This window comes from Streptomyces sp. OfavH-34-F (genome assembly GCF_022347745.1).
GTDB lineage: Bacteria > Actinomycetota > Actinomycetes > Streptomycetales > Streptomycetaceae > Streptomyces.
This window is the reverse complement of record NZ_JAKRGC010000043.1, coordinates 1-23,893: the sequence shown is the minus strand read 5'-3', so window position 1 is coordinate 23,893 and position 23,893 is coordinate 1. Positions and strand designations below refer to the sequence as shown.

At 69.6% G+C, this 23,893-nt stretch carries 22 protein-coding genes and 1 pseudogene; 11 read left to right on the top strand and 12 right to left on the bottom strand.

Annotation, left to right across the window (positions count from 1 at the left end; translation table 11 throughout):
* Positions 1 to 5: 5 nt before the first annotated feature.
* Complete coding sequence (locus MHW47_RS10075; RefSeq protein ID WP_275449041.1) at positions 6 to 1,355, bottom strand: helix-turn-helix domain-containing protein; 1,350 nt, start codon at positions 1,353 to 1,355, stop codon at positions 6 to 8.
* A gap of 153 nt (positions 1,356 to 1,508) precedes the next feature.
* Between MHW47_RS10075 and MHW47_RS10070 the strand changes: the two genes are divergently transcribed.
* Both MHW47_RS10070 and MHW47_RS35910 read left to right on the top strand, forming a co-directional pair.
* Positions 1,509 to 2,876 (top strand): hypothetical protein, encoded by a 1,368-nt coding sequence (locus MHW47_RS10070; RefSeq protein WP_239222325.1) that lies wholly within the window; start codon positions 1,509 to 1,511, stop codon positions 2,874 to 2,876.
* Positions 2,877 to 4,439: 1,563 nt separating this feature from the next.
* Positions 4,440 to 4,646: pseudogene (locus tag MHW47_RS35910) on the top strand (IS630 family transposase); the annotation flags it as partial.
* Between the two features lie 52 nt (positions 4,647 to 4,698).
* On the opposite strand, the gene MHW47_RS10060 reads toward MHW47_RS35910, so the two are convergent.
* Both MHW47_RS10060 and MHW47_RS10055 read right to left on the bottom strand, forming a co-directional pair.
* Positions 4,699 to 5,346 (bottom strand): hypothetical protein, encoded by a 648-nt coding sequence (locus MHW47_RS10060; protein ID WP_239222323.1) that lies wholly within the window; start codon positions 5,344 to 5,346, stop codon positions 4,699 to 4,701.
* A gap of 104 nt (positions 5,347 to 5,450) precedes the next feature.
* The gene (locus MHW47_RS10055) at positions 5,451 to 5,924 is read right to left on the bottom strand and encodes a hypothetical protein (RefSeq protein ID WP_239222322.1); all 474 of its coding nucleotides are present in this window, start codon (positions 5,922 to 5,924) and stop codon (positions 5,451 to 5,453) included.
* 584 nt (positions 5,925 to 6,508) lie between these two features.
* Between MHW47_RS10055 and MHW47_RS10050 the strand changes: the two genes are divergently transcribed.
* The 5 genes from MHW47_RS10050 (at position 6,509) to MHW47_RS10030 (ending at position 10,404) form a co-directional block, all read left to right on the top strand.
* Positions 6,509 to 7,351, top strand: coding sequence for an MBL fold metallo-hydrolase (locus MHW47_RS10050; protein WP_239222321.1), 843 nt, complete (start codon positions 6,509 to 6,511; stop codon positions 7,349 to 7,351).
* Positions 7,352 to 7,483: 132 nt separating this feature from the next.
* Positions 7,484 to 7,846, top strand: a complete 363-nt coding sequence (locus MHW47_RS10045; RefSeq protein WP_239222320.1) for a hypothetical protein — start codon at positions 7,484 to 7,486, stop codon at positions 7,844 to 7,846.
* Between the two features lie 176 nt (positions 7,847 to 8,022).
* Positions 8,023 to 9,117, top strand: a complete 1,095-nt coding sequence (locus MHW47_RS10040; protein WP_239222319.1) for a DUF3592 domain-containing protein — start codon at positions 8,023 to 8,025, stop codon at positions 9,115 to 9,117.
* Between the two features lie 79 nt (positions 9,118 to 9,196).
* Positions 9,197 to 10,057: a DUF3592 domain-containing protein gene (locus tag MHW47_RS10035; RefSeq protein WP_239222318.1), complete on the top strand. Its 861-nt coding sequence runs from the start codon at positions 9,197 to 9,199 to the stop codon at positions 10,055 to 10,057.
* A 26-nt stretch (positions 10,058 to 10,083) separates the two neighbouring features.
* Positions 10,084 to 10,404 carry a hypothetical protein gene (locus MHW47_RS10030; RefSeq protein WP_239222317.1) on the top strand — a complete coding sequence of 107 codons (321 nt, stop codon included), beginning with the start codon at positions 10,084 to 10,086 and terminating at the stop codon, positions 10,402 to 10,404.
* 150 nt (positions 10,405 to 10,554) lie between these two features.
* On the opposite strand, the gene MHW47_RS10025 is transcribed toward MHW47_RS10030, so the two are convergent.
* Positions 10,555 to 11,061, bottom strand: coding sequence for a GNAT family N-acetyltransferase (locus tag MHW47_RS10025; RefSeq protein WP_239222316.1), 507 nt, complete (start codon positions 11,059 to 11,061; stop codon positions 10,555 to 10,557).
* A 200-nt stretch (positions 11,062 to 11,261) separates the two neighbouring features.
* Between MHW47_RS10025 and MHW47_RS10020 the strand changes: the two genes are divergently transcribed.
* Positions 11,262 to 12,131, top strand: a complete 870-nt coding sequence (locus tag MHW47_RS10020; RefSeq protein WP_239222315.1) for an acyl-CoA thioester hydrolase/BAAT C-terminal domain-containing protein — start codon at positions 11,262 to 11,264, stop codon at positions 12,129 to 12,131.
* 156 nt (positions 12,132 to 12,287) lie between these two features.
* On the opposite strand, the gene MHW47_RS10015 is transcribed toward MHW47_RS10020, so the two are convergent.
* From MHW47_RS10015 to MHW47_RS09980, 8 genes are all read right to left on the bottom strand, one after another.
* Positions 12,288 to 12,797: a GNAT family N-acetyltransferase gene (locus MHW47_RS10015; protein ID WP_239222314.1), complete on the bottom strand. Its 510-nt coding sequence runs from the start codon at positions 12,795 to 12,797 to the stop codon at positions 12,288 to 12,290.
* Positions 12,794 to 13,129 carry a hypothetical protein gene (locus tag MHW47_RS10010; protein WP_239222313.1) on the bottom strand — a complete coding sequence of 112 codons (336 nt, stop codon included), beginning with the start codon at positions 13,127 to 13,129 and terminating at the stop codon, positions 12,794 to 12,796. The genes MHW47_RS10015 and MHW47_RS10010 overlap by 4 nt, the downstream gene beginning before the upstream one ends.
* Positions 13,126 to 14,214 (bottom strand): ribosome small subunit-dependent GTPase A, encoded by a 1,089-nt coding sequence (rsgA, locus tag MHW47_RS10005; protein WP_239222312.1) that lies wholly within the window; start codon positions 14,212 to 14,214, stop codon positions 13,126 to 13,128. The genes MHW47_RS10010 and rsgA overlap by 4 nt, the downstream gene beginning before the upstream one ends.
* A 361-nt stretch (positions 14,215 to 14,575) precedes the next feature.
* Positions 14,576 to 15,562: a sugar phosphate isomerase/epimerase gene (locus tag MHW47_RS10000; RefSeq protein WP_239222311.1), complete on the bottom strand. Its 987-nt coding sequence runs from the start codon at positions 15,560 to 15,562 to the stop codon at positions 14,576 to 14,578.
* A 2-nt stretch (positions 15,563 to 15,564) separates the two neighbouring features.
* Entirely contained in the window at positions 15,565 to 16,485 is a 921-nt protein-coding gene (gene iolE / locus MHW47_RS09995; protein ID WP_239222310.1) for a myo-inosose-2 dehydratase, read from the bottom strand.
* A 13-nt stretch (positions 16,486 to 16,498) separates the two neighbouring features.
* Positions 16,499 to 17,032: a hypothetical protein gene (locus MHW47_RS09990; RefSeq protein WP_239222309.1), complete on the bottom strand. Its 534-nt coding sequence runs from the start codon at positions 17,030 to 17,032 to the stop codon at positions 16,499 to 16,501.
* Positions 17,033 to 17,053: 21 nt separating this feature from the next.
* Positions 17,054 to 18,196, bottom strand: coding sequence for a ferritin-like protein (locus MHW47_RS09985; RefSeq protein ID WP_239222308.1), 1,143 nt, complete (start codon positions 18,194 to 18,196; stop codon positions 17,054 to 17,056).
* Positions 18,197 to 18,270: 74 nt separating this feature from the next.
* Entirely contained in the window at positions 18,271 to 20,184 is a 1,914-nt protein-coding gene (locus MHW47_RS09980) for a GMC family oxidoreductase (protein WP_239222307.1), read from the bottom strand.
* Between the two features lie 440 nt (positions 20,185 to 20,624).
* On the opposite strand from MHW47_RS09980, the gene MHW47_RS09975 reads away from it, so the two are divergent.
* The 3 genes from MHW47_RS09975 to MHW47_RS09965 all read left to right on the top strand — a co-directional run bounded on the left by MHW47_RS09975 (position 20,625) and on the right by MHW47_RS09965 (position 23,804).
* A complete protein-coding gene (locus MHW47_RS09975) occupies positions 20,625 to 21,632 on the top strand; it encodes a phosphotransferase (RefSeq protein WP_239222306.1) in 1,008 nt (335 codons plus the stop codon).
* An 85-nt stretch (positions 21,633 to 21,717) separates the two neighbouring features.
* Positions 21,718 to 23,025: a HEAT repeat domain-containing protein gene (locus MHW47_RS09970; protein WP_239222305.1), complete on the top strand. Its 1,308-nt coding sequence runs from the start codon at positions 21,718 to 21,720 to the stop codon at positions 23,023 to 23,025.
* A gap of 38 nt (positions 23,026 to 23,063) precedes the next feature.
* Complete coding sequence (locus MHW47_RS09965) at positions 23,064 to 23,804, top strand: SDR family oxidoreductase (protein ID WP_239222304.1); 741 nt, start codon at positions 23,064 to 23,066, stop codon at positions 23,802 to 23,804.
* Positions 23,805 to 23,893 lie beyond the last annotated feature (89 nt).

Below are 23,893 nucleotides of genomic sequence, written 5' to 3'. Positions count from 1 at the left end.
GCGGACTATTGGGATCGCTTCATTTGACTTTCGTGCGTGAGGACCGAGCGCACGGTGTGCATCAGTCCGTACGTGTAGCTTTCTCCAGTACGCGCCACTTGGACGAGCGAAAAGTCCACCAACTTCCCCATCTCGTCCACAAGTTGCATTTCCGTGAGGGGGATCCCGGATTCCATGGCCTGTCGGGCGTCTTGAAGAGTGAACTGGGGAGGAAGCTTCGCCAGGTCGCGCAGGAGGGTGTGCTGGATCGGGCTCAACAGGCTCAGGGTCCAGCGCACACTCGGGAGGACGCCCTGCTGGTGTGGCAACAGGGAGATGTCGGATCCCGTCAGGCCGGTAAACGTTCCGCCCTCCGCCACAAGTGCGGTCAGTGGCAGTGATCGAAGCCGCTCGGCGGCCAGTTCCAGATAGTGGGGTATTCCGTCAAGCATACGGCAAAGTTCCAGTACGTCCTGGTCTCGAGGGTCGAGCGACAGGCCGGGGCACACTTCTCTCACCCGGTTCACGAAGAAGTCCCCGGCGCCTTCGGAGTCCTCGATCGAGAGCGGCTGCACTTCCCAGATCCACGCGCCCCCGATAGTGATCCGACGTCGCGTGGTGACTGCGATGTGGAGGCCTGGGCGTTCCTTCAGCAGCCGCGCGATCAGCCGGGTCACCACGACCGGCATGTGCTCCGCATTGTCCAGGACCAGCAGTTCGGGGCGTGTTGCGAGCGTGGGATTCGGCAGTTGGCAAACTATGGTGCCCAAGATTTCCTGGAAGGGGGGAGCGGTCGTGGAGCCCTCCGGGGGGAAATGCCCGAGGTTCACCACCGCGCGGTTCCCTTGCGCGAGGGCGACCCGCTTCGCTGCTTCCAGGGCCAGTCTGCTCTTGCCCACTCCACCAGGCCCGGTGATGACCACCAGGCGACGCGATTCCAGTGCGTGTACGAGCGCGTCGACGTCCCGTTCTCGCAAAGCCGACGCGGACCTGAGGATGGAGTGCTCAAGGCTCTTCTCCCCGAGAGCGGCCAACAGCATGGAAAGCGAAGAACGCCTGGGGCTTTCGACTTTTCCCGTCTCTATGTTACGGATTGTTCGGACGCTCACACCAGATCTTTCCGCGAGTTCTTCCTGGGTCCATCCAAGATTTCCCCGACGGTGCGTAATGAATTTGGCAAATGCTGGCCCTTCGAGACTTGCGCTTCCCCCCTCGTGCAATGGATGCGAATCGGAAGAATCGGGTCCGTGGGGCGAATGTGCGGGCCGTGGTGTCGTAAGTGCGTCCCGGATCCAGTCCGCTTCCCGGCCTGTCAGGGAACCGTGTTCCGGTCGGAGTTTTTCCGCCGTTTCTCCATGCCGTGTTCCGCTCTGCATGTCCGTGCAGCCCCCATTTCTTCAACCCCCTCCTCTGTCCGCAAAAGGGCTTCGAATGGGCCGGTAGAGGTTGCGGAGAGCAGGAGAATCATTCTCGTGGAGAGTTTCTGATTTCAGTGGTTATGTCGAGGTTCGTCGCGTGCGGGAGAACAGATGGTTAGAGAGAATTCCGATGGCGCCCCCCTGGGCCGGTACCCGTTGGCTTCAGCGCAACTACAGTTCCTGTTCGATGAGATTGAATATCCCGAGAACGATTGGGTGGCCATTCGGGAAAGTGTGAGCCTTCCATGCAGGCTGAGCGAAAAGCAGGCTCGTAACCTCCTGTCCTATGTGTGCCGACAGAGCGAGGCGGTTCGCAGTAGGGTGGTGAAGGAGGTCGATGGGAATTTCACTCAGGAAGTGACGGGCCTGGACCACTTCTTCGCCCACAGTTTCCGCTATGTCGTTTCCTCGCAGCCGCAGGACGTCCTGGCGCAGTGTCCACAACCACTTGACGCGTTCACGAGGTCTTGTTTCTTCCTGGTGGCCGACGCCCCCGCCGGCGCGGTCGTGTACTACGCGGCGCACCACGCGTTCTTCGACGGGGCGGCGACAGGGATGCTCCACGCGATGATCCTGCGGGCGGCGCAGGTTCCGGAGATCCTTGAAGGAAGGAGGGCGGGCGTGCTCGGCGAGGCTGATGGTGAAGCGGTCCAGCCGCGGCACGTACGGGCCTTCGAGGAAGGTGCTCGCGGTGTCCGGTCCACTCGTCGTTGGCTCGGCTTCCACGGCGTTCCGCGAGGACTCGTGTGGTCCGATGGGTCTGCCCCCAGCCCCGCCGAAGGCTGGAGCGGTGATGGGGCGGATGGCCGCGTCCGTGGGACTGCCGATGGCCTCGATCTGGAGAACCGTGTCTCGTTCGCCCTGGGCGGTCGGATCGGACAGGCGCTGCCGCACGCGGCGGCTCGGCTCGGCATTAGTACTCCGTCTCTCATCAACTCGCTGATCTGTGGGTATGTGGGTGATGTGTTCGGGCTGCGGGAAGTCACGCTGAAGACGATCTGCTCGAATCGATTTCGGCCCGCGCTGCGCGCTGCGCTGGCCTGCCTGGCGGCAGAGGTATGGGCGGTATGTGAGGCGGAGGACTCCGGGCGTGATGAAAGGCACCGTTGGTTCCACGGGGAACTGATCCGGGCCTACGGGAGTGGGATGTACGACTGGGACGCCGTGCGCAGAACGGCCAACTTCCCCAGCCCGTACCGCTCCGGACAGAGCGTCTCGACCAACATCACGTACGCCAAGGGGGATCGGCCGGGCCCACCGGCTGACGACTCTCCGGTGCTCACGCTCCACGCCCCTCTGCGTGTTCCCCGGGTGCTCGGGCACGATCTTGCTGTCCATGCGGTGATCGGGAGCAGGGACGTGCGTTTCATGGTCAAGGCGGCGGCGCACCGTATGGACGAGGCGGCGACCCGGCAGTTGGCCCGTGGGCTCTTCGACCACTTCATACACTCCCTGCCCTTCCTCCGGGCGGCCCCGTAGGCCGACGGTGTGCTTGGTCGATTCCATGGCGAAATCGACGCCAGGCCCGGGCGGTGGGCTCGATTCCTCCTGGGGAAGAGGGCTCGCCCCACGCCCTTGCCGGCCTGTCGGTCGGGCCCCTTTTCGTCTGAAGCGGAAGGGGGCCGGTCGGCTTGGTGGAGCGCTTGGGTGTCGTCGGTGATGGCGCCGAAGCTGAGGCGCACATGTTCGCCAGAGGGCCGCAGCGGCGCTTCTGTGGGGAGCGTGCATCGAATGGCAGACAGACCATGCGCGAGCAAGAGCGAGGCCATTCGACCCGGTGCGAGGTAGGGACCGGCTGACGTCGTCCCGGATGTGCTGTGTCGTCGTCCCCGACAGGCAGAGTTCCCCACCCAGGAGACGCTGGTCTGTGACACAGAGACATGATCCGTCCTGTTCTTCGCGGCCACTCCCCGCTCTCGGGCCCTCTGTAACGGGTTCGGCGACCGTGCTGCGGAAGGGGCCCGTGAGTCCGTCGAGTGGTGAGAGCCGCGGCATGGTCGCGCAGTTGTCCGGGTGCGGGTCGCGTCTGGTGTGTCTGGTCCGCAGACCATCAGGCTCCCCTCGATTACAAGGCGTGCCGCATGCTCCTCCTGGGGCGCACCTTCTCGAGAGGATTAAATCACGTAGTAAATTAAGACGTGAGCATCTTGGTTCGCTGAGTTCGCTACTGGGTTGGAGCGGGCTCCAAAGCTGGGCGGTCGAGTGCCCGCTCCTGAGAACGACTGTGTGTGACAAGGGGTCTGGGAGGGCGACCATCAGTGAGCTCTTTCAGTGTGGCCACCGATCGGGTGACGGCGGCGAGCCCGCGGTGATGGCCGCAACGCACAAGGCTCCCGTGCCGTTGGAGGGTGTTTGAAGTCTCAACCCACCGGCACAGGAGCCTCGTCGGTCATCGTCACCCGCGAGGGTGACCGCAGGTGCAAGCTCCCGCCCCACCAGCGTGCGCTACCGCGATCCGGGTGAGTGGGTCGTGGCGGCGCAGGTACACCAGAGCGACGAGCTGCGGCCCCTGCGGCACAAGGGCGCAACCGACGACAACGGCGAAGTATCGCCTGGCGTTTGCCCGCTTCAGGACCGGACAGACCCCCCTCGCCATGACGACGATTCAGCGTGCATGGGGGCACCGCCGCAGCGGCCACCCGGCGGGGAACCCGGGACCACAACGCCAACGGATGGGCCATCCACGCGCACCCGGTGGCGGAGCTGACAGCCGCAGCAGTGGTGGACGGCATCGGAAACTTCCCCGAGGTGGCTGAACTCTCCCGGCTCGCGGCCCAGGTCGCTGCCCGGGTCGGGGCCCGCAGGGGCCCGATGTCCGGACGCCTCGCTGCTGCGGAACTCTACGGCGACCCGGGCACCACGGATGTCCAACCGGACGCGGTCGCTGTCCTCGCCCTGGCCGAACCGGGCAAGGACGCCCGCCGCGCGTGGATCGGCGACTGCCGGGCCTGGGGCTTCGACGGTCGGCGGCTGCGGCAGTACACCACCGACCACTCCATGGGCGAACACCTGCGCTACAACGGCGGGCAGCGGATCGATCGGGAGGTCGCCTACACCCCGACCAACAGCTCCTGGCTCACCCGGATCGAAGCCCAGTTCACGGCCCTGCGCTACTTCCCCCTCGACGGCACCGACCATGCCGACCACAGGGAACAGGGCAGCATGATCCGCCGCTACATCATCTGGCGAAACCGCCACGCCGACGACCAGCACCTCCGCGAGGTCGTGACCAGAGCCAACGTCGCCTGAATCCGACCGCGTCGGCGTTCACCGCTGCCGACCAGGCCCGAACCTCCCCGCATCACGTTGCCCTGGCCTGGCCGGCCAGCCACTGCTTCACTTCATGCCAGGCAGCCTGCTCCGCCGTCTCGGCGCCCCACCACCAGGTGAAAGGCGAGTTGTCAGACACCAGCTCCTCCCGCCACCAGCCGAGGCTGACAGCCAGATGACGGCGGGCTACAGAGCCCGTCTCCGGCTCCCAACGGGCAAGCCACGGGACGACCGAGGAACTCGCGGTCACGCAGCTCTCGAACACTGCGCACGCCGGGATGGGTGGCGATGTCGTCCGCAGGGTCTGCGTCCACCACGCGTCCAAGAACCCGGTCACTGCGCCGGCCTGCTCGTGGGGCCAGTGTGACCAGCCTGCCGCGGCCAGTCCACGGGCCATCAGATCGGACTCGGGCTCGCCCTCGGCGAGCAGCACGACGAGCTGCGGCAGAACCCGACGGATGATGGCGGGCTGGTTGTCCCAGTGGAAAGGATCTTTCTGTGCAACCCGGCGAACGAGGTCCGCCGGGAGCGGGACACCAGGAGTCCGCAGCAGCTCGACCTGGCCCTCATCGAAGCACCGGCCGCAGCCGGACTCGTCCGCCTGGGCCGTCATGCCATCGAAGGTCTTCGCGACCCTCACCGTCGCAGCCGCAAGAGCACTGTCTTCCGGAGAAGTCACCGTGGATCCCGTCAAGACTCCAGCAGGTTGACCCAGCCGAAGAGAGCGACGCTACCAGGCAACGTTCGCCCCTCCATGACATCATGGGTAGGGCCTCTCACCGATCAGGTGAGGTGCTCCTGCGCCCAGCGGGCAATACCGCCGAGCTTGACTGCCGCTACGTCGCTGTCGCCGGTCCGGACGGGCTGATCGACCTCGTAGTCGTAGCCTTCAAGGCCGCTCTCCTCCTCGATCATCCGCGCGATTTGATACGCCTCCGCCATGATGGGTCGTGCTTGCTGCCCCGGGTAGCGATAGGGGATCTCGATGTTGGCCGAATCTCCCGCGTAGTCCAGCTGCAGATGACCGGCCGGCCCGTCCCGCCACAGGGTCAGGCTGTAGGGGTACTCCTCGGTGGTGACCGGACCCACCTCCCGCGACATCCGCTGTATCAGCCTGTCCCAGGCGGCCCGCTGGTCACGGGTCAGGCTCATGGGTTTGAGGTCGGCATCCGGGTCGTAGGCGGAGTTGATCTCTTCCAGGGTCTCGTCGAAGGTACGGCCCGGGAAAACCCGCAGGAACACGATGTCGTAGGTCACCGTCCGCAGCCTACGGGCCCACGCCCACCATGTTCGAGGTCGTGGCGGGACAGGTGCGGGTGTGGCAGATCGATGACGACGAGGGCCGCAAACTGCTGCGGATCATCCGCCGCGGCACCGGTTCGGTGGTGACCTGGCGGCCACGGGGGTTAACGGCTCGCCAGGGCCGGGGCCCGGGATTCGGTAGACCGGGGTGGTGGGGGCGAGCGGGAGGTCGGAGCGGACCCGGGCGTGGGGGACGAACCGTTGCTCGCGGGTGAACGTGAGCCCCTCGACCGCGCCGTTCTTGTAGACCGACCCGACGAGCTTCCCGGTGCTGCCGTGGATCCCGATCCGCACACCGGGCGTCCGGTGCGCCCGCCGCCACGTGCCGACGGTGAGCGGCCCCCTGGAGCCGGTTGGCACGGGCCGCTCCTGCGCCCAGATTGCCGAGCCGCAGGAGCAGACGGTCGCGGAGGAAGCGCAGGGGGCCGGGTGGTCGATCACCATGGTGTGGGCTACGGCGATGATTTTCGGTCGGCTGTCTCGTCTAAGTGTGTAGCGGGTGCGTTCGTACCGGCACGACCACCCACAGAAGGAGTGCCATGCTGAGACAGGTCGCGGAGGGTGTGCTGACGCACCGGAGCGAGTTGCTTGAGAACAACGCCGTCGTGGTGCAAGGCCGAACCGGCGTGCTGCTCATCGACCCCGGGCTGACCGAAGCCGAGATGACCTGCCTCGCGGACGACCTGCGCGAGGCAGGCCAGAGCGTGGTGGCGGGCTTCGCGACGCATCCCGACTGGGATCACGTGCTCTGGCACCCCGAGTACGGCGAAGCGCCCCGGTACGGCACCTCCCGCTGCGCGGCACGTATGCGAGAGGTGCGGTCGGACCCGGGCTGGAAGGCACACGTTGCCGAGGGGCTGCCGCCGGAAATCTCCGAGGAGACACCGCTGGACCTGTTCGGCCTCATCACCGGCCTGCCGACCGGAACAACACACATTCCCTTGGATGGCCCCCATGTCCAGATCATCGAGCACCCGGCGCATGCCCCGGGCCATGCGGCGCTGCTGATAGCCGAACGCGGGGTCCTCGTCGCCGGCGACATGCTCTCTGACGTCCTGGTGCCGAACCTCGACGAGTTGAACGACACCAACGACCCCGTCGCTGAATACCTCCTCGGACTGCGGCTGCTCGAGGATGCGGCCGGCGATGTCGATGTAGCGGTGCCCGGCCACGGGTCAGTCTGCGGAGCCGAAGAGGTACGCGCCCGGATCGAGCAGGACCGGGCGTATGTGCTCGCCTTGAGTGCGGGCCGCGTTCCCAGTGACGCGCGGGTCGGCTCAACGGCCAAGCCCGGCTGGGAGTGGACCACTGATATAACCGCCGAGCAGGTCAAGCGCCTCGCTGAAAGAAGCGAGCGCCGCGGCAGCGCCTCGATTGGATGACAAAGGGACAGGGTGCGCTGTCAAAGGACAGCGTGCGAGAGCCCGGCGACCGTCAGGTGACTGCAAGACCGTTTCCTCGCGGGAACGGCATCGTTCCTTTCTGCGGAAGTCACCTAGCCAAGGAGTACCTTCGTGCGCTCTCGTGCCCTGCTCGCCGCTGCTGTGGCAGCTGCCGCTGCCGCCCTCGCCGGCACAGCCGGAACTGCCGCCGCCGACGGCGGGCCCCTCGGCCTGTCCAATGACGTCATCGGCTCCACGGCAGGGGTCTTGGGTCAGACAGCGGCGTTCTCCGCCAACAGAGGTGAGGTGGAGGCCGCCGGTGACACTGGTGGCCTCCTGAACGGCCACGCCGCCCCTGTGGTCAATGCCGACCTGCGGTGCGCTGTCCCGAATCCGGATGTCCAGTACATCGGCGGCACCCTGTTCGGCGGAGACAAGGCTGCTTGCAACACCTCGCCAGTCACCATGAGCCTGGGGGACCACCGAGTTCTCTGACTTCGTTCTTTCGTGGGGGTCCGCCGACGGGGTCGGCGGACCCTGCGGTTGTCAGGGCGGTCGGTGAGCAGAGCCCGCCGGAGTTCGTGTGGGCACCGCCGTGCGGGGCCGCATCACCTGCGGGAAGTCATGTCGAGCTCTACCGGCCGTCACCCGGGCCCCGCACAATCGCCCCTATGACGACTCTCACGGGTGCGGCCCCGCCCACGCACAGCACGCCCCTCGCCTTCGCCCGGGGATTCCTGACCGGCGGTGTGGTCGGCGCGTCGCTCGCCGCGCTCGTCGTGGGCGCGATCACCGAGACCGTGCCGCTGTTCGTCGCCGGGTTCGTGCTCCCCGCGCTGTACGGGCTGCTGTTATTCCTCGCCGGCATACCGGCCAGGGCCCGGGAGGCCGCGGTCGTGCCCCGTACAGCGCTCGCGGTGATCGGGAGCCTGAAGGCCGTCGGAAGCGAGACGAGCGACCCGCCGGTGCGGTTCGAACTGACCGTGGCCCCGGACGACGGACCCGCGTTCCGGGTGGACGTCACGCAGGACATCAACCTGGTGGACCTCCCCGGCTACCGGCCGGGCGGCGTCGTGGTGGTCCGGTATCCGCCGGACCGGCCGTGGCGGGCGCGCATCGTCGAGCGGCCGACACCGCAATGGGAGGAGCGAGCGGCTTCGGCCCGCTTCGACGCGGTGCCGGGGCCGGCCATGGCGGCCGAGCCCCGGGGGAGCCAGGCCGTCGGTTTCGTCAGGCTGTTCGGCCTGCTGGTCGGCGCGGCCCTCGTGGTCCTGCTCTTCCGGGAGGGCCTCTTCGGCCGGGACGACGGCGCGCAGGCGTCTCCGGCCGCGCGGCCGTCCGCCTCCGCCGGTTCGTCGTCCACGGTCGTGTCGTCGGTCTCCGCGACGGCCACGCTCGGGTCCGGCCAGTCGTTCCTCGACCCGGGCGAGCTGGACCGGGCCTTCGACGCGCTCACCCGGGGCGGGGACGAACGCCAGGCCCTCACCGTCGTCGTGCAGGAGCGCCTGCTGTCGATCGTGTTCTCGCCCGCCGGCGCGCGGACTCCGGGGTTCGACCCCAGGGCCCTGCCGCACGGCCGCTTCCCCGCCCTGGTGGACGAGGCCACGGCCACCCTCGGTGCGCGCTCCCCGCACACGTGGCGGATCACCGCCGACCGCCTCACCGGCTCCCTCGTCATCAGGGTCGTTGCGACCGGCGCCGGGGGAACGGCGTCACTGGAGGCGGACGGCCGGGGCAAGGTGCTGCGGCGCGCGCCCGCACCGTGAGGTGTCCCGCAACCGCACCGTTCCGTACGGCGGGGCCCGAGCGATGGCCGTCCCCGAAGTGGCAGAGGAAAGAAGACGCATGGGCTGGCACGTATTTCTGATGGTGTGGTGCGGTGTGACCGGCGCGGTGGCGCTGGTCGGCTACGCGAGGGTCCTGGCCGGGACGACCCGGGCCCAGCGCACGGTCCGGACGACCGGACGGATCGAGCGGGTGGACGAACCCCGGCACGGAAGCTCCCCGAAGTACGGGATATCCGTGGTCGTCTCCTTCCAGGACCCGGCCACGGGGCAGGAGTTCACCGTCACCAACGACGGCGAGCGCGGCGACCGGATCAACGCGGCCTGGACGGGCCGGGAGATCGCGGTCCACTACCCGCGCGGCAGGCCCGACGCCTACCGGTTCGCCAACGACCCCTCCAAGGGCGGCCGCGGACTGGGCTGGCCGACCTTCGCGCTCGTCCTCTGCTACGCCGGCGCGGTCACCGACGCCGCGATCGACCGGGGGTGGCCGTGGGCGCTGGTCGGCTTCTGCGGACCCCTGGCCCTCTCCGGCATCTGGTACCTGCCCGGGAACGTGCGGGACAGAAACCGCCGCATCGACGCACTGGCCGCCATGGCCTCCGTACCCGGCCGTGTCGTCGCCGTGCTCAAGAGCGTCACCGTCGACGCGGACGGCTGCACGGCCACCCGCCTGGTGCCGGTCGTCGCCTTCACCACCCTCGATGGCAGGGCCGTGACGGCCTACTGCGAGTCCGGGCTGAGCGACCCCGCCGGATCGCGGGGCCGGGACGTCACGGTCCACTACGCCCCCGACGACCCGGCGGTCTTCGTCCTGGACGTCGAGGCCGAACGCCGCTCCTGGTACTGGGACATCGCCGTCAACGTCGTGGGTGTCCTGATCGTGGCGACGGCGGCGGTGGCAGGAGTGGTGGCGCTGTGACGCGGGGACCGGGCTATCGTCCCGCCATGGATCCGCTCACCTTTGACTACGAGGACCTTCATCTGCGTGTCGACCGGGGGGTGTTTGAACTGTTCGGCACCCGGGGTTCCGAACTCCGGGTGCCGCTGAGCCGGCTCGGGGCGCTGGTGCTCCACAAGAAGCCGGAGAAGCCCGGCCAGTTGTTCATCGGTACCGTGCGCGACCCGAATGCCGCGCTCTACGGCACCGATCCGGCCGCGTTCTGGTACTCCACCTCGCCCGCGTTCCGGGTGCCGCCCGCTGACGAGCCCTTGTTCCGCGCGTACTTCACCGAGGTGGCCGTGCTCGCGGATCGTCGGGTGGTCTGAGGCAACCTCCGAAGGACCCGGGCGCCTCGCGACGCACCGCACCGAAGGAGAGCCGGCCGCCGCTCCCGCGCGGGCAGGAGGAGGACACCGCCGAGCACTGACTCCGCGTCCCGTCGGCACAGCTACCGACGGGACGCGCACGCCGCAAGGTCACAATGCTCGGCGCATGCAGGCCCGTGGCCATCGGTCCAGGCCGTGTGCCACTTCCCGCTCGCGGATCTTCCGCAGACCGGGACCGAGCCGGTGGTCGTCCATGAGCTGAAAACCGCAGCGTGCGTAGTAGGGGGCGTTCCAGGGGACCTCGGTGAACGTGGTGAGCGTCAGAGCGGGCACCCCCTCGCTCATGGCCCGGGACGCCAGATGTTCCAGCAACCGCCGCCCGACACCACGACGCGAGCTGCCCGGGTGCACCGAGACCTGTTCGACGTGAAAGTTGCCGTCGACGCGGTCGGCGATCAGGTAGGCGACCGGTACATCGGCCTCGTCGGCTACGACCCAGGCCAGCCCCGCGTCGTGGTAGCGGGCGAGTTCGTCGAGCGGGAGGGGCTCGTCCTCCGCGATCTCCGGCATGCCGATGTCCCGGAAGCACTGTCCGGCGGCCCTCTCGATGTCCTGGAGGACCGGCAGTTCGTTCAGCTTCACGGCTCGGATGTGCATGGAGGGCATTCTCCACGTCTCCCCGGCACACCGGAAAGCGCATTGATCCGGTCGCCTCCGACGACCGTCCACCGGCATTGCCCGCGTGGTGCACGACCCACACCGACTGCGGGATCCGACGTGCCGAACGCTTCTGCGCTCGGTACGAAGAACTTACTGTCTCCTGAAGCAGGATCCTCCGTAACGATCTGCAGGGGAACATGGACGTCATCGAGCAGGCAATCGCTGGACCGTTCGAGGGCGTGCTCATGAGGCCGGCCGCAGGAGGCCGGCTCGGGGTGCTCGTTCTGCACGGCTCCTACGGCACCGGCACCGTGGAGAGGTGCCGAGTGCTCGCGCGTAGCGGGTTGGTGGCCTTGGGGATCCGCTGGTACGGCGGGGAGGGGCAGCCACCCGGGATTTGCGAAATCCCGATCGAGACGTTCACGCACGCCCTGGATCTGCTGCACCGCGAAGGCATCGAGCGTCTCAGTGTGCTCGGCCTGTCCAAGGGGGCCGAGGCCGCACTGTGGCTGTCCGTCCTCGACCAGCGTGTTGACGCCGTCGTCGCACTGTCCCCGACGTCGGTGACGTGGCCCAACATGGGCGCCGGCAACGATGGCCGGAGTCGCCCCTGGCGATCGTCGTGGACCTGGCGCGGAGAGCCGCTCCCGTTCGTGCCGCTGGACGAGGCAGGGATCCCGGAAGCACAGGAGGAGGACGGATTGGTGTCCCTCCGCGGCTGGTACGAGCGCAGTCGCGAGCTCTATCCCGAGCGGTACGAGGCCGCAGCCATCCCCGTGGAGAGGACCGAAGCCGAGTTCGTCCTGGTAGCCGGCGGAGACGACCGGACCTGGCCCTGTCTTCCTGCCGCGCGGGCACTGAAGGATCGGCGGGCGGCCCTCGGGCTGCCCACCGTGCTGGTCGAACGGGGTGCTGCCGGTCACCGTCCCCGTCTCCCCGGGGAAGGACCAGCGGCCCCGGCGACACATCTGCGCTACGGGGGAACCGACGCCGACGACGCAGCTCTCGGCGCAGCCGCCTGGCCGCACATCTTGAGTGCCCTGCGCGGCGCCGGCTCGCTCCGCTGACCTTGGTCGACGTCACTCGACAGCGCACCTGAGTCCACGGTGACCGGCGTGGCTTGCCAGAGGATCGAGCGCTCGACCCCCGCGCCCTGAGGTGCAGGGCCGGGCCCCGACCGGCGTGGCCCCGGGGGAACCGTCCCCGGGACCACACCGGGGCGGTCAGACGCCGAAGGCGGCCGGGTACTGGATGGTGCCCGTCGGGACCGGGCGGGTGTCGTCCAGGGCCATCGCCATCATGGCCTCGTCCGGGACGTCGAACGGGGCCCGGATGCCGAAGCCGGAGGCCCGCGTGAAGCCGAACCGGGGGTAGTAGTCGGCGTGTCCGAGGACGACGACGAGGTTCTCCCCCCTCGCGCGGGCGGCGTCCAGCGCGGCGCGGATCGCCGCAGAGCCCGCACCCGTGCGCTGGGCGGAGGGCAGGACGGCGCACGGCGCCAGGGCGAGGGCGGGCCGGCCGCCGACGTGGCAGCGGGTGAGCAGGGCGTACCCGGCGGGAGTGCCGTCGGGGCCCGTGGCGACCATCGACAGGCCGTCGATCCACGCCTGCGGGTCGGCGCGCAGGGCGTCGACGATGGCGGCCTCGGCGGCGGTCGGGAAGGCGGCGAGGAGGATGTCGCGGACGGCGGGAACGTCGTCGGTGGTTTCGGGGCGGGCGGTCCAGGGAGTCATGGTTCCGTTCTCGGTGGTGTCGTGGGGGTGGAGGCGGTGGAGCGGTGGTCGCCGCCGTGTTCGCGGCGCATCCCGCTCTCGGCCCGGGGCGCGGCCGGCGCCTCCGGCATGCCCGGGCGGTGTGGGTCCACCGGGGCCAGGCGCCGGGTGAGCGGCGCGCGGTGCTCGTCCCACCCATCGCCGTCGGGCAGCGAACCGGCCACGGGAAGCGGCCGGCGCGTGGTGGCGTCCGAGCCGGGGCCCTGCCGGGGCAGACTGTGGTGCAGGGCGGACATCGCCTCCGTCACCGGGTCGCTTCCGGGAGCGCGGCCGGGTGTTCCGGCGTCGTTCACTGCTGGCGCTCCCGGAACTGGTAGGTGGCGCGCAGATGCCGCGTGATGTCCTTCCTGGCGGCTTCCCGGTCGGTGCGCAGCCGGGCGTCCGTGCGGGAGGCGGCGTAGGCGTTCTCCCGCAGCAGCCGTCGGTAGCTGTCCAGCCGGCGCCGGGGGAGTACGCCCGTCTCCACGGCGGCCAGCACCGCGCAGCCGGGTTCGCCGGCGTGTGCGCAGTCCGCGAACCGGCAGTCCCGCGCGAGCTGTTCGATCTCGGCGAAGGTCTGCTCCAGGCCGTCCTGCGCGTCGTGCAGTCCGATCGCGCGCAGACCGGGGGTGTCCAGCAGGACCCCGCCGCCGGGCAGCGGGAGCAGCTCCCGCCATGCCGTGGTGTGCCGTCCCTTGCCGTCCGCGTCGCGCACCGCTGCGGTGGCCAGCCGCTCCTCGCCCAGCAGCCGGTTGCCCAGCGTGGACTTGCCCGCGCCCGAGGGGCCGAGCAGGACGACGGTGCCGTTGAGCACGGTCCGCAGGGTGTCGAGGCCCAGCCCGGTCGCCGAGCTGGTGACCAGTACATCGGCGCCCGGCGCCACCTCGGCCACCTCCGCCTCGGCCCGTTGCGGGTCGGCGCACTCGTCGGCCTTGGTGAGCACCACGACCGGCTGCGCGCCGCTCTCCCAGGCCAGGGCGAGCATGCGTTCCGTCCGGCCGTGCTTCAGGGGGACGGCCAGCGACACCGTCACCGCGACCGTGTCGATGTTGGCGGCCAGCACCTGGCCGTGGGAGGTACGCGACGCGGTGGAGCGCACCAGCGCGGTGCTGCGCTCCAACACGCTGTGCAGCACGGGTCCGTGGCCGGCGGTTGCGGGACGCAGGGCCGCCCAGTCGCCCGTGCACGGCGGGGACTTCCGGTCGGCGGCACCGGGGATCTCCGCACGGACGGTTCCGGCGTCGGTGACCGCTTCGCACGAGCCGCGTTCGGCTCGCACGACACGGGCGGGGATCAGGCCGGCGGCGCGATGCGGCGCGAAGGCGTGCTCCCACGCCTCGTCCCAGCCGTAATCCGTCAGGGAGTATGCCTGAGGAGAGGGAGAAGAGGATGAAGACAACGTAGAGACCCTTGAACAGGGACCCCGTCGAGCGTGAGGCTCCGCCCCCATCGGCCGAGACGGCCGGGGCGGGGGTGAACGTCAGGTCAGACCGGGGTCCGAGAGGTGAGGACAGTCCGGCGTGCGCTGCGTACGGCAGCGGCCTTCACGGCAGACATCAACTCACCCCTCCTTCCGGTCCCGCAGTCGACCCAGATATCGCTGCGCCGGGAACGCTAACACATCGCGTCCGCCGGTGTGTGCCGAACGCCCGACGCCGACTCGGCGGGCCGGGGCTCAGAGGGCCGGCGCCCGATGGGCCACTGGAACGTGCGCGCGGCGGTCGCGGGTCGGGGGACCGCCGCGCGCACCGGGCTCACCCCTACCCAGACACGGCCAGCTCCGTACGCAGCTTGTCGATCCCGTCCCGGGCAACGTCATAGGCGCTCGGCACGCCCGCCACCGGCTCGTCCTCGCCGGGAATCCAGAACTTGCGCCGCGTCAGCCGCAACGAGTTCAGGAACTCCGGAATGGCGTTGAACACCTCGATCAGCAGCGGGCCCTCGTACACCGGCAGGACCGGATCGAGGAACTCGCGCCACGGAATCCAGCTGTCCGCGACCTCACCGCGGTCCGGCGGGGACACCTGGACGTAGTGCAGGCGCTGCTGTCGGGCGCAGTCCTCGATGTCGCGGAGGTACGCCTCCGGGCCGCTGCTGCCGAGGACCACGTGGGAGCTGTCGACGCACACGCCGATGTGCGGGCTGCGCACGCCGCCGAGGAAGTCGAGGACATCGCGCACCATGTTGGGTGCCGGAGTCTCCCAGTGGTCGACGGGTTCGATGGCGACCCGCACGCCCTGCCCGGCCGCGTACTCGCCGAGCTGCTCGAAAAGCGGCCGCGCGATCTCGTACCGGGGCAGGAGCCAGTCCTGCAGGGCGTCGCTCCACAGCGTTTCGCCGTGGGCGGTGGGGAACACGTTGTACGGGAACAGGACGGGGCCTGCCATGATGGTGCCGCCGAGCGCCGCCGTGATGTCCACCCGTGACTTGAGGTAGACCAGGGCCGCGTCCCGTACCGAGGCGTCCATCGAGGTGGGGTCGCAGGCAGGCGTCGTGGCCACGTTGGTGGTGAGGCCCACCTCCGTCAGGCCGGCCGCGTCGAGGGCCTTCCTGAGCTGCTCGTAGCGGGGTACGTCCTCCTGGGGGTTGCTCGATCCGTGCGGGAAGACGGGCAGGTCGAAGCCCGCGTACCCCATGCTGCACAGTTCCTCCATGTGCCGGACGACGCCCTCGGTGTACTGGGGATCGTCCGGGTGCAGGTTGACCGTGAACATGAAGAAGCTGAGGTAGATGTCGCGGGTGCTCATCGCTACCATCCCAGGACGTCGGTGAGGTAGGCGCGGGCCATCTTGGCGTACTTCAGCGGACAGGCCGTCGCGGGGTTCTGCTCGGCCTCGACGACCAGCCAGCCCTCGAAGCCGGCGTTCCCCAGCGTGGTGAGGACGGGCCTGAAGTCGATCATGCCTTCCGAGTCCCCGGGGACGGTGAAGACGCCCTCCAGAATGGCCTCCTGGAACGACAGGTGGTCGCTCCTCACCTTGTCGGCCACCGGCTGGCGGACGTTCTTGAGGTGCACGTGCTTGATCCGCTGCTTGTGCTTCTCCGCGGTGGCCAGCGGATCGTCACCCGCGAGCTGCAGGTGCCCGGTGTCGAACAGCAGATGCACGTACTGCGCGTCGGTGCCCTCCATCAGCTTGTCGATGTCCGCGGCCGACTGCACCCCCGTGCCCATGTGGTGGTGGTAGCAGAGCCGCATCCCGCTGTCCGCGGCCAGCCTGCCGATCTCGTTCAGCCCACTGGTCAGACGCTCCCAGTCCGTGGGGTTGAACTCCGGGCGGTGGTCGAACACCGGGATGGGCTGCAGGTGGGACGACTGGCCGAACTCCGCGACCACGATGTCCCGGCCGCCCACCGCCTTGAGGAACTCCAGCTGACGCTTGAAGTTTCCGATCGTCCGGTCCCTGTCGCCGATGGTGAAGTACGTGCTCACCCACGGCTCGGACACCTGCAGGCCGCGCAGGTCGAGCGCTTCCTTGAGGGCGGTGGGGTCGTCGGCCGGGTACTTGTGGCCGATGCTGCATCCCTGGAATCCGGCGAGCGCCATCTCGCTCACGCACTGCTCGAACGGGATGCCGATGTCGATCAGCGGGAAGTCGTCGTTCCACCACAGGGTGGGCGTCACGCCGAGCGATACCTTGTCGGGCCCCAGGTTGGGGATGGTTCCGGTCATTTCGTCTCTCCGCTCAGTGGTTCTCAAGGGTGGGCGGAAGGGCCCACGATCCGTAGCCCGGCGCCTTCGCTCCGGACGGGTGGGCGCCGATCGCCCGCCACAGCAGCCCTTCGGTGTAGGCGTCGGGGGAGACGACGAACAGGGGGATGCGGTCGGTGCCGTCCCTCCCGGCGGGCTGCCCGCCGTCACTCCCGGCCGGCTGTCCGCCGTCGTCGGGCCGGCTGCTGTCCGGTACGGCGGGTTTCGTACCGCTGCGCCCGGGCGCCGTCCAGGCCGCCACGTCCACGCGCCCCGTCAGTTCCGGGCCGTACCAGACGCCGACGTACCAGAGCTTGATGATGCTGTTCACCACGGGATCGGCGGGAGCGGCGGAGCCGGACGAGGCCGCGGTCTGCAGTGCTCCGGGTCCTTCCTGCTCCAGGACCGTGCGGTAGTACGTCTCCGCCTGACCGGTTCCCCACAGGTCGAACTCGCTGAATCCGGTCACCTCGGCGGAGAACTTCACGAATGCGCGCAGTCCCTCGTCCGTGGTCGCTGTATGCGTCACGATGCTTTCTCCTACGACGGCCTAGAGCTCGAATGTCGGGCCGGCGTGCATTCCCGCGTGCCCGCTGAGCGGGTTGCGGATGAGCCGGTTCATGGTGTCGCGGATGCGGAACATCTCCCAGACCGCCTTGAGCAGCAGATCGGGCTGACCGTTGTAGGCCAGATTGATGTTCGTCAGGAAAGTGGCGTAGGAGCGGTTGAATTCCTCGGCCGCCGCGAGGATTTCCGGGTCGTCCTGGAGATCCGCCAGCTTGATGTCCGGCTTCACCGGATAGACGGCATCCCAGTCGACGTGCAGTTCCGGGCCGCACGGCAAGCCCGGCTCGTCGCCCTTCTGGTAGTACCGGCCCTTCTCCAGTTGCTGGAACCGGTAGTAGTGAGCGATCTCGTCCTGGCTGTCGTAGATCCCGCCGTGCAGACCCTCGCCCTGCTCCGCGACGAGGGTGAGCGCCGCCATCGCGGTGTCGCGCCCCGTCACCTCGATCACGTCGCCGCCGCCCGAGTAGAAGTACTCGGGTGTCACCTGACGCCCGGGATCGCCGGTGAAGATCGTCGTCCCCGCCTCACGCGCCTGGTCCTCCAGGTGGTTGATCCCCCGCATGATCTCCTCGTAGAACTCACCGATGCTCAGGAAGCGCTGGGTGGGCTCCCCGGGCACGAGACCGAGGACCGTGCCGGACTCCTCCAGCTCCGCGAGCCGGTCCGAGGGCGGCGCCGCGCCGTCGGACGTCAGCCCGAGGGCCGCCCAGTCCACCGGTACGAGCCGGTCCTCCTCGTCGGCCGCCTGCGCGGGTTTCTCGATCTTCAGGAACGTGTCCAGGGCCTCGGGTGAGAACGGCCGCAGGTGTACGTCGAAGTAGTCGGGACCGCAGGGCAGCCGCGTCGGATAGTCCGGCACGAAGCCGGACCGGGTGAGGTTCGGCGAACCGCCCACGGCGTTCAGGACGTTCGCGACCAGGGTGAGGTGCAGCATCTCCTCGACGGCCACGACCCTGATGACGTGCCAGGCGTCCGAGTTCTTGCCCGGCTGCAGGGAGTAGAGGGCGGTCAGGTAGGGCGGGAGCGTGGCGTGCTCCAGCTGGAGCCCCTTGTAGAGGTATTCGTGCAGCTCCTCGATGGTCGTGATCCTGGAGTCCTGGGACGGCTCCGGCTCGGAAACGGACATGTTCCCCCAATCGTGGGCGGTGGCAGTGGGGTTGCGGTACGGGGGCGAGGGCGGGGCCGGCCCCCCCCGGCGCGCTAGGCGCGGATGGTCACCGGAGCCTTCGCGGCGCGCAGGTACCTGACGATGTGGGTCGAACTGCGGAAGGCGAGCGCCGCCATGGTCAGGCTGATGTTGGACGTCCCGATCGACGGCAGACTGCCCGGCCCGACGAGATAGAGGTTCTCGTGGTCCCACGACTGCTGGGTGTGGTCGACCACCGAGGTCGCCGGGTCGGTGCCCATGATGTGGGTGCCCGCGAGGTGGTTGCCGCCGACGATGTTGTACCACTCGCCCTCGTGCTCGACGGCGCTGGAGCGGTTCCTGTCGTACGCCGTCATCTCCTGCGCACCGAGCTTCCCGAAGATCTCGGTCGCGAGCTTGCGGGCGAAGGCCGCGCCCCGCATGGTGTAGGGCGGGATCTTGAGCGAGACGACCGGCTTCAGGTTGCCGAGGGCGTCCTTGTACCGCTCGTTCACGGTGACGGCGTTGCTCGGCTCGGGCAGCAGGTCGATCATGAAGGCCAGCAGCAGCTGCCGGGAGATCCGGTCTCCGAGGGTGCGGCGCAACTCCTTCCCGCGCAGTCCCTGTTGGTCGACCAGCTCGACCAGGTCCGTGTAGGGCGAGCCGGTGGCCCACCCCCAGCCGTCGTTGTGGATGTCCACCCCGAATCCGGCCTGGGTGCGGCGGAAGCGCCCGCCGCGCAGATCGGTGATCCCGCTGGTGCAGGACGTGCCCCGCATCGTGCCGGCCGGCTCGGGCAGCAGGCCCCAGGAGAGCAGGTAGGCGTGGTCCATCAGGTTGCGGCCGATCAGCCCGCTGCGGCTCATCCGCTGCATGTCGGAGGCCAGCATGAGCCGGGCGTTCTCGATGGCGTGCGCGCAGAGGATGTAGACGGTGCCCTTCACCGTGTACGTCTCATAGCTGTCGGAGTCGAGCGACTGGTAGTTCTTGACCGTGATCCCGGTTACCCGCCGGCTCTCCTCGTCGATCTCGACCTTGGACGCGACGGCCTGCGTCACGATCTTGACGTTGCCCTTGCGGAGCGCCTTGGCGAGCGTCTTCCCCGCGTGGTACTTGGCCTGGACGGGGCAGATCGGGACGCAGTTGGTGTTGCCCTGACAGCGCTCGCCCTCCTCCACCTGGTTGGTGCTCACCGCGCCGACCGGCACGAAGCCCTTGCCGCCGTCGTACGCGGCGTTCGGCACGCCGTTGCGGGCCTGCGGGAAACTCCGCACCCGGAGGGTGTAGTCGTCGTCCGCCAGGTTGACCCGCATGCCGTCCACCCCCCGGGCGACCGTCCGGTCGAGGTACGAAGGCGGCATGCGGTGCATCGGGAACACGTACCCCTCGGGGAAGTGCATGCCCAGATACGCCTGGTCCTCGACCTCGGCCGAAACGCCCAGCTCCGCCTCGGCCTGCCGGTAGTACGGTTCCAGGTCGTCGTAGCCGAGCGGCCAGTTCAGGCCCCGGCCGTACCTGGTCCGCAGGTCGAAATCCTCGGGAAGCATGCGCAGCGCCTTGCCCTCCCAGTGCATGGAGGTACCGCCGAGCACCCGGGTGAACGTGGTGTCCGTGCAGTACGTGTCCTCCTGCACGAGGTAGAAGTCGTCCTGCGGCGTGTCCGGGGTCACCGGCATGGTGTCCGTGCTCCGGGGCATCCGGGCGTTCCGGTTGAACGGGTACGGCGACTGGTTGTCCTTGACGACCGCGCCGTAGAACCGCGACAGGTACGACTCGTACTCGGCGAGGTCCAGGTCCTTGCCGGGGCCGGCCTCGACGATGAGGACGCTGTAGCCGGACTGGCTCAGCTGATCGGCGACGATCGAACCGGCCATGCCGCCGCCGACGATCACGGCATCCCACTCCTGGCTCGCGGCCTCCGCTCCACTCGTCTGCGTCGCGGCGCCGGCCGGGAAGATCACCGGGTCTGCGTCGTCGTAGGGCGTCATTGATTCCCCTTGTCGTGTCCGAGGGGTGTCCTCACCCCGATGACGGGCCGCAAGGCCCGGTGAAAAGTCCCACCAGCCGCCGGAACGAACGGGGACCGCACGGCTGTCGAGGCCCGCCGCGGTCGCTGTCGATCGAGAAAGGAGACCGGCTCGGAATTCGAATTCCGTCGAGCCGGCCGGAGCGCCGCGGGAACGGCTTCGACAGCGAGGCTTGCATAGGACGTGGTCATCCGTCGCACCCGATCGGTGATCCGGACGGGAAACCCATCGATCGGGCGTAAACCATGAGTCCGCGTCAACTCACCGCATTGACAAGTCGGTTGAGCCTAAAAGAATGAGTCGTTCCGCAGCTTTGTGTGCTTGTCCATATTTCAGCCGTTGACGCCTTGGGGGGCGTAAACCGGTGGAAGGCCCGGGGCGCGCGATGGTGTGATGGGCCGATGCGACGTGACACGTGGACGGTGGACCGGGGGCGGTATCCCGACGCGGTGACGCCGTGGGAGCGGAGCCGATGGCGGGACGAGGCCCTCGAATGGGCGGAAGGCGCGCTTGCGGCGCACGGACTGCGCGCGTCGGGCCCGTGCGAGGTGCGGCTGCGGCCGTGGTCCGTGCTGGTGCGTATGCCGGTCGAAGGACACGACGCCGTGTGGTTCAAGGCCAACCCGTCCGCGAGCGCCTTCGAAGCGGGACTCACCGAGGCGCTGGCCCGCTGGGTTCCGGAACACGTACTGGAGCCACTGGCCGTGGACGCCGACCGCGGATGGTTCCTGCTCCCGGACGGCGGCCCGCTCCTGCGGGACGTACTCGGCGCAGGCGCCGACACCCCGCGCATCTGGGAGGACATGCTGCGCCGGTACGCGGACGTGCAGCGCACCCTCGGCCCGTACACGCGGGAGATCGCGGCGCTCGGCGTTCCGCGCATGCCGCCGGCCGCGCTCCCGGACGTCTTCGACAGGATCGTCGACGAGAACACGGCACTCGGACCCGGCGACCGCAGGACCCTGCGCGCCTCGCGGCTCCGTCTCGTGGACTGGTGTGCCGAGCTGGCGGGCGTGGGCATCGCCGATTCCCTCGACCACTCCGACCTGCACGACGGCCAGATCTTCGCCCCGGCACCGGACCGCTTCACGTTCTTCGACTGGGGTGACGCGGCGGTGGGCCACCCCTTCTGCAGCCTGCTCGTGCCGGCGCGCAGCGCCCGCGAACGGTACGGGCCCGGGGTGCTGCCGCGCCTGCGCGACGCCTACCTCGAGCCGTGGACCCGCACCGGCCTCACCGCCGCCGAACTGCGGCGCGCCGTCAGCCTGGCCTGGCGGCTCGCGGCCATCGGCCGGGCCTGCGCCTGGGGCCGCCTCTTTACCGCCGGAACCGCTGGCGGCGCCACCGCCGCGGGGGGCGAGCAGAGCGCCGGCTGGCTGCGCGAACTCTTCACCGAGCCACCGCTGTAGCCGCCCGGGCGGGGCAGCGCAGCAGCCGGCAGCCACCCGACGCGCGGCCGGTCCGCTGTCGGACGCCTTGGATATCGTCTGACGCATGAACCAATCCGCCCTGCTGGCCGAACTCGAACAGGCGCTGCGCCAGAGGGAGACGACGTCCGACATCGTCCGGCGGCTGGCCGAGCCCGGGGCCGCGGCGGCGCCGGGTCTCGTCGCCGCGGTGGGCACCGTCAGCCGCTCCGCGTTCCCGGAACTGCGCACCGCGCTGCGGCTGATCGGCCCGCCCGCGTTCGACGCCGCGCTGGCCGCCCGCGCCCGCGCCGAGACGGTCCCCGACTGGTGGGAACTCGGCCACGTACTGCGCGCGTTCGACGAACGGTGCCTCCCGCAGTACGTCGCCGCCCTCGCCCACCCCATGGGGGACATCCGGCGCCAGGCCCTGGGCGGCCTGCAGAACCTCAAGGAGGCCGCCGCCGGCGCGCTGCCCGACGTCCTGCCGTTCCTGGCCGACCCGGACTCGTACATGCGCTACACCGCGGAGAACACCGTGCGGGCGATCGGTGCGGACGCCGCCCCCGAACTGCTGGCCATCCGCCGCGACGGCCCCGCCCGGCTGCGCCGCCACGCGCTCACCGCCCTCGCCCTCATCGGCCACGCCGGCGATCTCGACCCGCGCGACCTGCGCGCCCTGGAACGCCTCATCCGCATCAAGACCGCCACGGACACCCCGTGCTCCCTGCCCGACCACCAGTGGCTCGCCGTCCCCGGCGCCACCTACGAGGGCCTTTTCGAGGCCATGGGCCTCCACCACCGCATCCCCTGCACCCTCTCCATGGGCCTCTCCGCCATGGAACGGGACACCGCGCAGGTCACGGCCCCGGACGGCAACCGGCGCACGGCGTACCGCGTCTTCGTCACCCCCGAACTCGACGGCTGGCGGTTGGTCTACGCGGACGCGCCCTTCCCCCAGGCGGTCGGGGAATTCGAGGACGTGCTCCGGCGCGTGAGCGCCGCCTGCGGCGAGGCCCAGGCGTTCAGCCAGGACGAGCACAGCGACTCCATGCTGTGGGCCGTCGCCCTCAACGGCATACCGCGCCGCCGGTACTGGCGGCACATGTATCCCGAGTGGGAGGGCGACCCCATGGACTGGGAGGCCCGGTTCGACGACGACGCCGAGGACGACCCCGACGACATCGAGGACGCCCCCGACGACGACTGCGAAGACGACCTGGACGACGACGCTTCCCTCGCCACCTTGGAGTGCGACGTCGCCGTGGCCGCCCGGGCCTTGTCGCTCCACCCCATCGAGGTCGGACCCCGCACCACCCTGCGCGGCCACGGCTGGCTCGCGACCACCGACCCGGACATCGGCCACACGGCGTTCGCCGGGGCCCTGCGCGTCTGACCGGCACCGCCCATGAACACCCGTGAGAAGAGAGACCCATGAGCGACAGCACACCCGCCGGGGGCGCCCCGGCACCCGTCACCTTCATCACCGGCGGTTCCAGCGGCATCGGGGCGGAGAGCGTACGCAGGCTCCTCGCACTCGGCCACCGGGTCGCCGCGACCGGCCGCAGCGCCGCGAAACTGGCCGCGCTCACCGACGCGGCCGAAGCGGCCGGGGCCGGCGAGCGGCTGCTCACCTTCCAGGGGGACGCGGCGGACTGGGCGCACGTGGAGGAGGCGGTCGTCGAGACCGTACGCGTCTTCGGCCGCCTCGACCACGCCATCGCCAACGCCGGGTACTCCGCCGACGCCCATGTCGAGACCGGCGACCCGGAGAAGTGGCGGGGCATGGTGCTGACGAACGTGCTCGGGCCCGCCCTGCTCGTCCGGGCGGCGCTGCCGGCGCTCAAGGAGTCGCAGGGCCGGATCGTGCTCGTCGGCAGTGTGGCCGGCTTCAAGAACACCCCCGGCAACCTGTACTCGATGACCAAGTTCGCGGTGACCGGCCTCGCGGAGAACGTCCGCATGCTCACCACCGGCTACGGCGTCGGCACGACGCTGATCGCGCCCGGCCGCGTCCTCACCCCGTTCTGGGACGAGCGCCCCGGCGGTGCGGCGGCGGCCGGACCGATGATCTCCGCGGAGCAGGTGGCGGACACCCTCGTCTGGGCGATCACGCAGCCGCGCGGCGTCGATGTGAACACCCTGGTGGTCCGGCCGATCGGCCAGCCGAACTGACGCGGAGCCCCGAGGGCACGGGCAGGGGCGCGGCCGGCCGGTGACCGGCCGCCCTCAGGACGGCCACCGGCGCAGGCGCCCGGCGGCCG

Coding starts and splice junctions, on each gene's coding strand:
- MHW47_RS09970 (WP_239222305.1), top strand. CDS start 21,718: ATGAACCAATCCGCCCTGCTGGCCGAACTCGAACAGGCGCTGCGCCAG.
- MHW47_RS10050 (WP_239222321.1), top strand. CDS start 6,509: ATGCTGAGACAGGTCGCGGAGGGTGTGCTGACGCACCGGAGCGAGTTG.
- MHW47_RS10070 (WP_239222325.1), top strand. CDS start 1,509: ATGGTTAGAGAGAATTCCGATGGCGCCCCCCTGGGCCGGTACCCGTTG.
- MHW47_RS10025 (WP_239222316.1), bottom strand. CDS start 11,061: ATGCACATCCGAGCCGTGAAGCTGAACGAACTGCCGGTCCTCCAGGAC.
- MHW47_RS09975 (WP_239222306.1), top strand. CDS start 20,625: ATGCGACGTGACACGTGGACGGTGGACCGGGGGCGGTATCCCGACGCG.
- MHW47_RS09985 (WP_239222308.1), bottom strand. CDS start 18,196: ATGTCCGTTTCCGAGCCGGAGCCGTCCCAGGACTCCAGGATCACGACC.
- MHW47_RS09965 (WP_239222304.1), top strand. CDS start 23,064: ATGAGCGACAGCACACCCGCCGGGGGCGCCCCGGCACCCGTCACCTTC.
- MHW47_RS10020 (WP_239222315.1), top strand. CDS start 11,262: ATGGACGTCATCGAGCAGGCAATCGCTGGACCGTTCGAGGGCGTGCTC.
- MHW47_RS09980 (WP_239222307.1), bottom strand. CDS start 20,184: ATGACGCCCTACGACGACGCAGACCCGGTGATCTTCCCGGCCGGCGCC.
- iolE (WP_239222310.1), bottom strand. CDS start 16,485: ATGACCGGAACCATCCCCAACCTGGGGCCCGACAAGGTATCGCTCGGC.
- MHW47_RS10000 (WP_239222311.1), bottom strand. CDS start 15,562: ATGAGCACCCGCGACATCTACCTCAGCTTCTTCATGTTCACGGTCAAC.
- MHW47_RS10015 (WP_239222314.1), bottom strand. CDS start 12,797: ATGACTCCCTGGACCGCCCGCCCCGAAACCACCGACGACGTTCCCGCC.
- MHW47_RS10030 (WP_239222317.1), top strand. CDS start 10,084: ATGGATCCGCTCACCTTTGACTACGAGGACCTTCATCTGCGTGTCGAC.
- MHW47_RS10040 (WP_239222319.1), top strand. CDS start 8,023: ATGACGACTCTCACGGGTGCGGCCCCGCCCACGCACAGCACGCCCCTC.
- MHW47_RS10075 (WP_275449041.1), bottom strand. CDS start 1,355: ATGCAGAGCGGAACACGGCATGGAGAAACGGCGGAAAAACTCCGACCG.
- MHW47_RS10035 (WP_239222318.1), top strand. CDS start 9,197: ATGGGCTGGCACGTATTTCTGATGGTGTGGTGCGGTGTGACCGGCGCG.